Source organism: Erwinia sp. MYb375 (genome assembly GCF_037479175.1).
GTDB lineage: Bacteria > Pseudomonadota > Gammaproteobacteria > Enterobacterales > Enterobacteriaceae > Erwinia > Erwinia rhapontici.
In genome coordinates this window covers 126,429-138,555 of sequence record NZ_JBBGZS010000014.1, presented here as the reverse complement: position 1 = coordinate 138,555, position 12,127 = coordinate 126,429, and the positions used below count along the sequence as shown (strand labels likewise).

The following is a 12,127-nucleotide window of genomic DNA, read 5'->3' as shown; positions in this document are numbered from 1 at the left end:
GGCTTTATGGATAAGGAACGTGAGTTAATCCGGGCGAAGCGCCTGCCGCTGCTGTTGCTGGTCGGTGCGGCGCTGTTGTTTATCGCCACCATTCTCTGGCCGCTGTACTGGCCGCCCAATCCCTGGGTCGCCGGGCTGAAAGCGGTGGCAGAGGCGTCGATGGTCGGGGCACTGGCGGACTGGTTCGCGGTCAGCGCGCTGTTCCGCCGGGTGCCGATCCCTCTGGCGGGCCGTCATACGGCGATTATCCCGCGTAATAAGGATCGTATCGCCGACAATCTCGCCCTGTTCGTGCAGGACAAATTCCTCAATACCGATTCGCTACTGGCGCTGATCCGCCGCCATAATCCGGCGCAGATTATTGCTAACTGGCTGAGCCACCCGGACAACGCCGCCCGCCTGAGCGGGATGGTGCTGAAAACCGTGCGCGGCTTTCTCGATCTGGCCGACGATCAGCGTATTCAGGGGTTTATGCGCCGGGCGATCCACAAAGCGATCGATAAAGTGGATCTCAGCCAGTCGGCGGCCATGATCCTCGAAAGTCTGACGAAGAATAACCGCCATCAGCAGCTGCTGGACGATGCGCTGGCGCAGATCCTGCAACTGGTGAATAAGCCCGGCACGCATGAGTTTATCGCCCATCAGGTGGTGAGCTGGCTGAAGCGCGAGCATCCGCTGAAGGAGAAGATGCTGCCGAGCGAGTGGCTGGGAGAGAAAAGCGCCGAGCTGGCGGCCAATGCGGTGCAGTCGATCCTCACCGAGATTGAACACGATGATGCCCACCAGCTGCGCCAGGGCTTTAACCGCGCCGTGCAGCGGCTGATTACCCGCCTGCGTAACGACCCGGAGATGGCAGAGAAAGCGGAAGAGATTAAAGCGTATCTGAAGCAGGATGAGACGCTGAACCGCTATATCGGCCAGCTGTGGAATGATTTGCGTGGCTGGCTGAAAGACGATCTGGAGCGCCCCGACTCCACGCTGCACGCCAAAGTGAGTGCTGCCGGGCAGTGGTTCGGCGAAACCCTGATGCAGGATGAGCCGCTGCGCAACTCGCTCAATCAGCATATGGAAGAGGCCGCCAGCAACGTGGCACCGGAGTTCTCGGCGTTTCTCAGCCGTCATATCAGCGATACGGTGAAGAGCTGGGACGCTGCGGATATGTCGCATCAGGTGGAGCTGAATATCGGCAAGGATTTGCAGCGCATCCGCATTAACGGCACGTTAGTCGGTGGGGTGATTGGGTTGATTTTGTATCTGCTGTCGCTGGTGCCGCAGCTGCTGTAGAGGCTTAACGGCCAGGGCCAGGTCAAGGGCATTTCGCTTTCCCACTGCGTGGGCTGAGCGACAAGGGGCGGCCAGTCGCCGCCGCCCCTTGACCCCGGGCTTGCGGCAGGCGAACCGCCCGCTTCGCGGGTGCCTTCGTCTGCTCGGTTCACCGACGGACCGTTCGTGACGGTACGTCCTGTACCGGCCCGAACTTTCGCCGACGTCCTGTCGGCTCATCCTGGTTCTCTTCGCTTCCTCAGCGATTCTTAATTGCCGCCTGAAAGTCAACATCCCAGGTCAAAACCAAAACAACCAAAACAACCAAAACAACCAAAACAACCAAAACAAAATAAGTGGTTCTGGTTCTGGTTCTGGTTTGGGTTTGGGTTTGGGTTTTGACGTTGAGGCGGCATCTCAGCTGCGCCGAGGGAAATCGGATTTCCAGGACGCGCCAACAGGACGTTGGCGAGAGGGTGTGCCGGGACAGGGACGTCCCGTCACACCCGGTCCGGCAGGAAAGTCGATTTTCTGAGGGAACCCGCTGAAAGCGGGCGCGGCGCCTGCCGCAAGCCCGGGTCCCCAGGGCGGCGGCGATTGGCCGCCCTGGGTCGCTCATCCCGCGACAGCGGGAAAGCGAAACGCCCTTGACGTTGACCTGGCTTTAACCCCACAGGCTGACCGAAACAAAAGGTCCGCCTGCGGGATAGGCCCGAGCGCCCTGATTACCGCCGCTTCAGCAGCATAAACACACTGATCGCAAAGAACGCGGCACTCGGCAGCAGCGCGCCCAGCAATGGCGGAATGTTATACACCAGGCTCAACGGCCCAAAGATCTGGTCCAGCACGTAGAACAGGAAGCCAAAACTGATCCCGGTGACCACGCGCATCCCCATCGACACGCTGCGCAGCGGGCCAAAGATAAACGACAGGGCCATCAGCATCATCACCGCCACCGACAGCGGCTGGAAGATCTTGCTCCACATGTTCAGCTCATAGCGGCCAGACACCTGCCCACTCTGCTTCAGATACTTCGTATAGTTATACAGCCCGGTGATCGACAGCGCCGTTGGGTCCAGCGCCACCACACCCAGCTTGTCCGGGGTCAGGGTGGTTTTCCATTCGCCACTCAGCGTCTGGGTGCCTTTCACCTGCTGCGGGTCCGTCAGGTCGGACTGATCCACCTGCGCCAGCTCCCACAGTTTTTTCTCCGCGTTGTACTGCGCAGAGGCGGCATAGCGCACGGTTTGCAAACGGCGCTCTTTGTTAAAGCTGTAAATACTGATGCCCGCCAGCTGGTTGTCGCCGCGAATACGTTCGATAAAGATAAAGTTATCGCCGTCTTTCGCCCACAGCCCGCTCTGCGTGGAGAGCAGCGAACCGCCCACCAGCTGCTGCGCACGGTAGTTACGCGCCATCTGCTCACCCTGCGGGGCCACAAACTCACCGATGGCCATGGTCAGCAGCACCAGCGGGATCGCGGTTTTCATCACCGAGGCGGCAATCTGCATACGGGTAAAACCGGAAGCCTGCATCACCACCAGCTCGCTGCGCTGGGCCAGCGTACCTAAGCCCAACAGTGCCCCGAGCAGCGCGGCCATCGGGAAGAAGATCTCAATATCTTTCGGCACACTCAGCAGGGTATACAGCCCGGCACCGAGTACGGTGTATTCGCCCTGCCCGGTTTTACGCAGCTGATCGACAAACTTGATGATGCCGGAGAGCGACACCAGCATAAACAGCGTCGCCATAATGGTATTGAAAATCGTTTTACCGATATATCTGTCAAGTACGCCAAACATCAGACCGATCCTCCGCGAGTGAAACGCGCACGCAGTCGGCGCATTGGCACCGTATCCCACGTATTCAGCAGTACGGCCAGCGCCAGATACCCGAGGTTAACCGCCCACATCCACAGAGCCGGATCGAGGCGCCCCTTATTGCCGCTGGAGCGCAGCGAACTTTGCAGCAGGAAGAACACCAGATAGAGCAGCATCGCTGGCAGCATCGACAGCACGCGTCCCTGACGCGGGTTGACCACGCTGAGCGGCACCACCATCAGGGCCATGATCAGCACCGAGAACACCAGCGTCAGTCGCCAGTGCAGCTCACTGCGGAAATCAGGTTTATCAGAGTGCCACAGCTCGCCGAAGCTCATCTGCTCAGAGTCATTCGGATCAAGGGTGGCGGTCTGATGGCCGACAATCGCCTGATAATTTTTGAAGTCAGTAATGCGGAAGTCACGCAGCAGCGCAGTGCCTTCGAAACGGGTGCCGCTGTCGAGCGTCACCACCTGTGAACCGTCTTTACGCTGTTCCATATGGCCACGGTCAGCGACCACCACGGACGGCCGGGCATTACCTTTCGGCCGCAACTGCGCGAGGAAAACATTGCCAAAATTGTTGCCTTTGACGTTTTCGATAAACAGCACAGATTGACCATCGCCAGACTGCTGGAACTGGCCGGCGGCCAGCGCCGCGGCGCCCGGGTTCGCTTTCGCGTTCTGCATCACTTCACTTTGATAACGAGAAGACCACGGCCCCATCCAGCCGACGTTGACCGCGGCAACCAATGCCGTGAACAACATCAGGATCATCGCCGCCTTCACCAGCACGCTCTTGCCTAAACCACAGGCGTGCATCACGGTGATCTCACTCTCGGTGTATAACCGGCCAAGCGTCATCAAAATGGCTAAAAAGAGGCTTAACGGCAGGATCAGCTGTGCCATCTCGGGCACGCCAAGGCCCAATAAGGTCAGCACTAAATTTGTAGGAATCTCGCCATCCACCGCGGCTCCCAGTATCCTGACTAACTTCTGACAAAAGAAGATCAGCAGCAGGATGAACAGGATAGCCAGCTGGCTTTTAAGCATTTCCCGAACCAGATATCTAATAATGATCACGCTGAGTACGCCTGTGAAAACTTGTCTTTTTGCAGGAAAATCGCTAGTTTCATCGCTTATACGCCATTTATTCTCATCAATGGCCCATGTCACTACTAAAATAGTATGACAACAACCGTGTTCTGGTGATGCAAAAAAAAATAATCCTCACCAAAACCCAATCTGACAACAGCGTTATGCGACAGCGCTATACGTTACGAAAGCGGTCTATTCTAGCCGCAGCAAGCGCCGTTGTCTTTAAGATTCAGGAGAGTGCATGGAGTTCAGTGTAAAAAGCGGTAGCCCGGAAAAACAGCGCAGTGCCTGTATTGTGGTGGGCGTGTTTGAACCGCGCCGGTTGTCACCGATTGCTGAACAGCTGGATAAAATCAGCGATGGATACATTAGCGCCCTGCTGCGCCGTGGTGAACTGGAAGGAAAAGTCGGCCAGACTCTGCTGCTGCATCATGTGCCGAACATTCTCTCTGAACGTATCTTGCTGATTGGTTGTGGCAAGGAGCGTGAGCTGGATGAGCGTCAGTACAAGCAGGTCATTCAAAAGACCATTAACACGCTGAACGACACCGGATCGATGGAAGCCGTCTGCTTCCTGACCGAGCTGCACGTCAAAGGGCGCAATACCTACTGGAAAGTACGCCAGGCGGTAGAAACGTCAAAAGAGACGCTGTACAGCTTCGACCAGTTGAAAAGCAACAAGGTTGAGCCGCGTCGTCCGCTGCGCAAGCTGGTGTTCAACGTGCCGACGCGCCGCGAACTGACCAGCGGTGAACGTGCTATTCAGCACGGTCTGGCGGTGGCTGCGGGCGTTAAGGCCGCGAAAGATCTCGGCAATATGCCACCGAACATCTGTAACGCCGCTTACCTGGCGTCACAGGCGCGCCAGTTGGCGGATACCTGGGCCAACATCACCACCCGCGTCATCGGCGAACAGCAGATGAAAGAGCTGGGGATGAACGCCTATCTCGCCGTCGGGGCCGGTTCGCAGAACGAATCCCTGATGTCGGTGATCGAGTACAAAGGCAACCCGGATAAAGAAGCGCGTCCCATCGTGCTGGTCGGGAAAGGCGTGACCTTTGATACCGGCGGTATCTCGCTCAAGCCGGGCGAAGCGATGGACGAAATGAAGTACGATATGTGCGGGGCGGCCTCAGTGTATGGCGTCATGCGTATGGTTGCTGAGCTGGGTCTGCCGCTGAACGTGGTGGGCGTGCTGGCGGGCTGTGAAAACATGCCGGGTGGCCGCGCTTACCGTCCAGGTGACGTGCTGACCACCATGTCAGGCCAGACCGTAGAAGTGCTGAACACGGATGCGGAAGGTCGACTGGTTCTGTGCGATGCCCTGACCTACGTTGAGCGCTTTGACCCGGATGTGGTTATCGACGTGGCCACGCTGACCGGAGCCTGCGTGATTGCGCTGGGCCACCATATCAGCGGCCTGCTGTCGAACCACAACCCGCTGGCGCATGAGCTGATTGGTGCTTCAGAACAGGCAGGCGATCGCGCATGGCGTCTGCCGATGGCGGATGAATATCAGGAGCAGCTGGATTCCAATTTTGCCGATATGGCAAACATTGGCGGCCGCCCGGGTGGTGCCATCACCGCAGCCTGCTTCCTGGCGCGCTTCACGCGTAAGTACAACTGGGCACATCTTGATGTGGCCGGAACCGCCTGGCGTTCAGGAAAGGCCAAAGGCGCGACCGGTCGTCCGGTTGCCCTGCTGTCTCAGTTCCTGTTGAACCGCGCAGGTCTGAACGGCGACGATTAAACCGACGGTAACAGGTGCCTGCAGGGTGCCTCGTTCGGGTCAGGCATGCCTGACCCCTGCGACACCGCCATCGTATTTGTAGGGGCCAGGCATGCCTGGCCCCTACGGATCTGACCAACCCAACTGGCATCATTATGAAAAACGCAACTTTCTATCTGCTGGAAACCGACACCCCGGTTGACGGGCTGAGCGCTCATGAAGCGCTGGTCTGCGATCTGGCTGAGGCCCGCTGGCGTGACGGGAAACGCGTGCTGATTGCCTGTGAAGACGAAGCGCAGGCCATCCGGCTGGATGAAGCCCTGTGGCAACGCCCGGCGAATGCTTTCGTGCCGCATAATCTGGCCGGAGAAGGCCCAAAGTATGGTGCCCCGGTCGAGCTGGCCTGGCCACAACGTCGCGGTAATTCACCGCGCGACCTGCTGATCAGCCTGCTGCCGCAGTTTGCAGATTTTGCCACCGCTTTCTATGAAGTGGTAGACTTCGTCCCCTATGAACCATCTTTGAAACAGCTGGCGCGCGACCGCTATAAAGCTTATCGCAGCGTTGGATTCCACTTGAATACGGCAACGCCCCCTTTGCCTAAGACATAGCAGACATGGAAAAGACATATAACCCGCAAGATATCGAGCAGCCGCTTTACGAGCACTGGGAACAACAGGGCTACTTTAAACCGCATGGCGACACCAGCCAGGAAAGCTTCTGCATCATGATCCCGCCGCCGAATGTAACCGGTAGCTTGCATATGGGTCACGCCTTCCAGCAGACCATCATGGACACCATGATCCGCTACCAGCGCATGCAGGGTAAAAACACTCTGTGGCAGGCAGGGACCGACCACGCGGGCATCGCCACGCAGATGGTGGTAGAGCGTAAGATCGCCGCGGAAGAAGGCAAAACTCGTAAAGATTACGGCCGCGATGCGTTCATCGAAAAAATCTGGCAGTGGAAAGCCGAATCCGGCGGCACCATTACCCGCCAGATGCGTCGTCTGGGCAACTCCGTGGACTGGGAGCGTGAGCGCTTCACCATGGACGAAGGCCTGTCGAATGCCGTGAAAGAGGTGTTCGTTCGCCTGCACAAAGAGAACCTGATCTACCGTGGCAAGCGCCTGGTGAACTGGGACCCTAAACTGCGCACCGCCATCTCTGACCTGGAAGTGGAAAACCGCGAGTCAAAAGGCTCCATGTGGCACATCCGCTATCCGCTGGCCGATGGGGTGAAAACCGCTGACGGTAAAGATTATCTGGTGGTCGCCACCACGCGTCCGGAAACCGTACTCGGTGATACCGGCGTGGCGGTCAATCCTGAAGATCCGCGTTATAAAGATCTGATCGGCAAGTTCCTGGTACTGCCGCTGGTTAATCGCCGTATTCCGATCGTCGGTGACGAACATGCGGATATGGAGAAAGGCACCGGCTGCGTGAAGATCACCCCGGCGCACGACTTCAACGACTACGAAGTGGGACGTCGCCACAAGTTGCCGATGATCAACATCCTGACCTTCGATGGCGACATCCGTGAAACAGCCCAGGTGTATGACACCAACGGCGAAGAGTCTGATGCCTGCGATCCGACCATTCCGGCTGAATTCCAGAAGCTTGAGCGCTTTGCAGCGCGTAAAGCGATCGTGGCAGCGATTGATGCCCTCGGCCTGCTGGATGAGATCAAGCCCCACGACCTGACCGTGCCTTATGGCGATCGCGGCGGTGTGGTGATCGAGCCCATGCTGACCGATCAGTGGTACGTGCGCACGGCCCCGCTGGCGAAAGTGGCGGTAGAAGCGGTGGAACAGGGTGAGATCCAGTTCGTACCGAAGCAGTATGAAAACATGTACTTCTCGTGGATGCGTGATATCCAGGACTGGTGCATCTCGCGTCAGCTGTGGTGGGGTCACCGTATCCCGGCCTGGTATGATGCCGAAGGGAACGTCTACGTGGCGCGCAGCGAAGAAGAAGTGCGCGCCGAGAACAATCTGGGTGCCGATGTGGTGCTGACCCAGGACGAAGACGTGCTGGATACCTGGTTCTCTTCCGGGCTGTGGACCTTCTCCACTCTGGGCTGGCCGGAGAACACCGAAGCGCTGCGCACCTTCCATCCGACCAGCGTGCTGGTCAGCGGCTTCGACATCATTTTCTTCTGGATTGCCCGCATGATCATGCTGACCATGCACTTCATCAAAGATGAAGACGGCAAACCGCAGGTGCCGTTCAAAACCGTGTACATGACGGGTCTGATCCGTGACGACGAAGGGCAGAAAATGTCCAAGTCCAAAGGCAACGTGATCGACCCACTGGATATGGTTGACGGTATTTCGCTGGAAGATCTGCTGGAGAAACGCACCGGCAACATGATGCAGCCGCAGCTGGCGGAGAAAATCCGTAAGCGCACCGAGAAGCAGTTCCCGAACGGCATTGAGCCACACGGCACCGATGCCCTGCGCTTCACCCTGGCGGCGCTGGCCTCAACCGGCCGCGACATCAACTGGGATATGAAGCGCCTGGAAGGTTACCGCAACTTCTGTAACAAGCTGTGGAACGCCAGCCGCTTTGTACTGATGAATACCGAAGAGCATGACTGCGGCTTCAACGGCGGCGAGCTGGAACTGTCGCTGGCGGACCGCTGGATCCTCGCGGAATTCAACGAAACGGTGAAAGCCTATCGTGCAGCGCTGGACAGCTATCGCTTCGATATCGCCGCTAACATCCTGTATGAGTTCACCTGGAACCAGTTCTGCGACTGGTATCTGGAGCTGGCTAAGCCCGTGATGAACGGCGGTTCTGAGGCTCAGCTGCGCGGTACGCGCAACACGCTGGTCACGGTACTGGAAGCCCTGCTGCGTCTGGCGCATCCGATTATTCCGTTTATCACTGAAACCATCTGGCAGCAGGTGAAAGTGCTCAAAAACATCAGCGACGACACCATCATGCTGCAACCGATGCCGGCATTCAGCGAAAGCCGTGTTGATGTGGCAGCGATGACCGACACCGAGTGGATGAAGCAGGCGATCGTCGCGGTGCGTAACATTCGCAACGAGATGAATATCTCCCCGTCCAAACCGCTGGATGTGCTGCTGCGTGGCGCCAGTGCCGATGTGGTGCGTCGTGTTAACGACAACCATAACTTCCTCAAAACCCTGGCGCGTCTTGAAACGCTTGAGCTGCTGCCAGCGGGCGAGAAAGGTCCGGTTTCCGTGACCAAACTGGTTGACGGTGCTGAGCTGCTGATCCCGATGGCTGACCTGGTGGATAAAGCGGCGGAGCTGGAGCGTCTGGTGAAGGAAGTGGCTAAGCTGGAGGTGGAGATGGAAAAAATCACCGCTAAGCTGGGCAATGAAGGGTTTGTGGCGCGCGCACCGGAAGCCGTCGTGGCGAAAGAGCGTGAACGTCTGGCGGACTTTGAGCAGGCGAAGATCAAACTGATTGAGCAGCAGGCGGTAATCGCCGCGCTGTAATGGTGAAGGGAGGGGCATGCCCCTCCCCTACAATATCAATCCCTGTGGGGCGGCGTACCCTGCCCTACAACACCGTTCCCTGTAGGGGCCAGGCATGCCTGGCCCTTTTTATTGCATGCCGAGTTGACGGGAGGGGCATGCCCCTCCCCTACAACACCCTTCCCTGTAGGGGCCAGGCATGCCTGGCCCTTTTTATTGCGTGCCTCGCCCTTTCTGACAGATTTACTCCGCCGCCTGAATGGCTTTGATGCGCGCAGGCATATCCGGATGGGTACTCATCCATTCCGGCAGATTAAGCCCACTGCTCTCCTTCTCTGCGGACTGTTCAAGCTGCCGGTAGATCTCAGACATCGCTGCCAGAGAACGCCCCTGCGCCTTCATCTGCACAATGGCATACTCATCGGCCTCACGCTCCATACTGCGTGAGAACTGAAGCTGATCAATAAACGCCGCCGACTGTAACAGCGTGTCACCAATTCCACTGACATCGCCGGTCAGCCAGAGATAACTCAGCGACACCAGCGACGAGCGCACCAGCATACGCATCACATGACGATGCTGATGATGCCCCATCTCATGCAACATCACCGCGACAATCGCATCGTCACTTTTCGCCATCCGCACCAGGTCATCGCTGACGATCAGCGTACCGTCTGCCAGCATAAAGGCGTTCGGCCCCCCGGCGAAATGCATGATCTTCAGCCGCAGCGGCGTCGGGTCATCTTTCATCTCTGCCGGAATACTGTCACGGAACAGCCGGTTTATACGCTGCTGTTGCTCTTCCGTCAGGCGCCCAACGCTGAAGCCGGTATGCTGTAGCAGAGTGAAGGTTTGCTGGCCGACCTGGCGCTCAACGTACGCGGGAATATGCTGTGCCAGCACGCGGCTGGTCGCGGGCAGGATCACCCAGATGTAGAACGCAATGGCGGCCAGCGTGGCCAGCAGAGTAACAACGACACCCCGGCGATGCTGCTCGAGCCGGTGAACAAGGCCTGGACGACGACGACGCTGCCACCACTCGCGGAACGCTGCGTCATCATCCGGGACAAAGCGCCCGCCGTCCGGGAAGGAGATCGTCAGCGGGATGGTACCGAGCGCGTCAGAGACCGTCACATCGTTCAACATCAGGAGCTGCCGGTGCGTGCCCTGATCCAGCGTCACATGCTGTTCCGCTAATGTGAGACGGGCAGCCTCGCGAGCTGCCCGTCCAGGGTACTGATAAAAACCGTTTAGCTGCAAGGTCAGATGCCAGCGTTCAGATCGAATGCTGAAACAACTTCTTCTGCTACGGCGGTACCGGCAGTGTCATGGTGCGCCTGCACGTCCAGCAGAGAGATATCCCCTTCCAGTGCGGTACTGTTCGCGATATAGCGAGCCAGACGAACTTCAGCGATTGGCGTACCCAGACCCAGGGTGAAAATCACAATCAGGGTATTGGTCAGCGTCAGGCCTAAGAATGATCCTGTAGACATAGTTGACTTAAGGCGGAGTTTTTCACCTAATTGAGTCTGGCCAAACACGTAATTACGCTGTGCCACGACTAAATAAGCAGAAGAAACTAAACCACCGAAAAGTAATATTAAGAAGGTCAGGAAGATATTCAAAAAGTTTCCTGCCATCAGATTGTTCATCATCTCTGGATCGGTCATGCCCATTGCCACGGCATAAAAGATCGAGACAAACAGCGAGCCAATCAGCATGCCGGCAATAATCAGGAATGGCAGCATAATCAGGAAGCTGATCAGCACCATTTTGATAAACGCTTTTTTGCTCAGCGCTGCTTTAAATGGCAGGGAACCGTAGGACATGTTGTTGATATACAGATCGTGGTTCAGTGCAGCTACGGTACCCTGCACGGCCGCCAGGCCTGCCAGCAACAGCACAAAGGCCAGGATGCCAACGGTCAATCCAGCGCTGATGCTGCCGCTGTTCGCGGCTAAGAAACCGACAGCACCGACCACCAGATAGAGCGCCAGCACCAGCAGTACCGGGCACAGGAACATGGTCCAGTAAGCACGGCCCACACGGCACAGGTAGTTAAAACGTACGCCACGGAAGCTGCTCATCAGCGCGTTGTAACGCCAGCTGCGGATGACAATCCACGGTATCAGTGCGAAGAACGCCAGCACGAATACCGGTGCAATACCCGGCATCAGTGATGAGAGGATAAAGAACAGCACCAGGCCCACGAAGACAATAATACGGCCTTTCAGGATATCAATGGGACGAGCGTGGTAATCAAAGCGATCGCCCGCAATTTCGGTATTGCCATAGAAATAGCGACGACGACGGACGGTGGCCCAGGCGGAATAAATACCCAATGTGATCATGGTCAGCAGTGCATTGACCAGCCAGATAGAGAAGTATTCGCCAGAACGACCGTGAAACAGCACCGCATGACGCTGCTGGTTCGAGGTATTGTTTTCCATTTGTTTTTCTTCCTGAAATAGAAATAGACTGCTGGGAAGCAGAAAATAAAAGCGTAATAAATAGCCGCGCTATTTAAGCATGGCGTTTGAAACCCGACAATAAATAATTATCATTTCCCCTTCTCCCCGTCCTCTTCTCTCCCCTCCACGCTCCTCATCACAAGACGTGCAACAAATGATACCGCTGTAACCTGTAAAGTCCCTTTTATGGGTCATTATGCAATAAAAACCGATATAATGACCCCAATATTGAACATTAAAAAATCACATAAAAAACCAGTCATTGTGCCATAATACGGACATTAACCATCATTTAT

At 56.9% G+C, this 12,127-nt stretch carries 8 protein-coding genes; 4 read left to right on the top strand and 4 right to left on the bottom strand.

The window, feature by feature from the left end:
- Positions 1–6 precede the first annotated feature (6 nt).
- A complete protein-coding gene (locus WH279_RS07190; protein ID WP_339455452.1) occupies positions 7–1,284 on the top strand; it encodes a DUF445 domain-containing protein in 1,278 nt (425 codons plus the stop codon).
- A 704-nt stretch (positions 1,285–1,988) separates the two neighbouring features.
- Here WH279_RS07190 and lptG read toward each other — a convergent pair.
- Entirely contained in the window at positions 1,989–3,065 is a 1,077-nt protein-coding gene (gene lptG, locus WH279_RS07185; protein WP_339455450.1) for an LPS export ABC transporter permease LptG, read from the bottom strand.
- Complete coding sequence (gene lptF, locus WH279_RS07180) at positions 3,065–4,165, bottom strand: LPS export ABC transporter permease LptF (RefSeq protein ID WP_339455448.1); 1,101 nt, start codon at positions 4,163–4,165, stop codon at positions 3,065–3,067. The genes lptG and lptF overlap by 1 nt, the downstream gene beginning before the upstream one ends.
- Before the next feature lie 256 nt (positions 4,166–4,421).
- Between lptF and pepA the strand changes: the two genes are divergently transcribed.
- The 3 genes from pepA (at position 4,422) to WH279_RS07165 (ending at position 9,381) form a co-directional block, all read left to right on the top strand.
- Complete coding sequence (pepA, locus tag WH279_RS07175; protein WP_133843979.1) at positions 4,422–5,930, top strand: leucyl aminopeptidase; 1,509 nt, start codon at positions 4,422–4,424, stop codon at positions 5,928–5,930.
- 134 nt (positions 5,931–6,064) lie between these two features.
- Entirely contained in the window at positions 6,065–6,520 is a 456-nt protein-coding gene (locus WH279_RS07170) for a DNA polymerase III subunit chi (protein ID WP_133843981.1), read from the top strand.
- A gap of 5 nt (positions 6,521–6,525) precedes the next feature.
- Positions 6,526–9,381, top strand: a complete 2,856-nt coding sequence (locus tag WH279_RS07165; protein ID WP_339455444.1) for a valine--tRNA ligase — start codon at positions 6,526–6,528, stop codon at positions 9,379–9,381.
- 222 nt (positions 9,382–9,603) lie between these two features.
- Here WH279_RS07165 and WH279_RS07160 read toward each other — a convergent pair whose 3' ends face one another.
- Positions 9,604–10,620, bottom strand: coding sequence for a M48 family metallopeptidase (locus WH279_RS07160; RefSeq protein WP_200642760.1), 1,017 nt, complete (start codon positions 10,618–10,620; stop codon positions 9,604–9,606).
- Positions 10,621–10,622: 2 nt separating this feature from the next.
- Positions 10,623–11,810 (bottom strand): YjgN family protein, encoded by a 1,188-nt coding sequence (locus tag WH279_RS07155; RefSeq protein WP_339455442.1) that lies wholly within the window; start codon positions 11,808–11,810, stop codon positions 10,623–10,625.
- Positions 11,811–12,127: the final 317 nt, after the last annotated feature.

Coding starts and splice junctions, on each gene's coding strand:
- WH279_RS07165 (WP_339455444.1), top strand. CDS start 6,526: ATGGAAAAGACATATAACCCGCAAGATATCGAGCAGCCGCTTTACGAG.
- WH279_RS07190 (WP_339455452.1), top strand. CDS start 7: ATGGATAAGGAACGTGAGTTAATCCGGGCGAAGCGCCTGCCGCTGCTG.
- WH279_RS07170 (WP_133843981.1), top strand. CDS start 6,065: ATGAAAAACGCAACTTTCTATCTGCTGGAAACCGACACCCCGGTTGAC.
- pepA (WP_133843979.1), top strand. CDS start 4,422: ATGGAGTTCAGTGTAAAAAGCGGTAGCCCGGAAAAACAGCGCAGTGCC.
- WH279_RS07155 (WP_339455442.1), bottom strand. CDS start 11,810: ATGGAAAACAATACCTCGAACCAGCAGCGTCATGCGGTGCTGTTTCAC.
- lptG (WP_339455450.1), bottom strand. CDS start 3,065: ATGTTTGGCGTACTTGACAGATATATCGGTAAAACGATTTTCAATACC.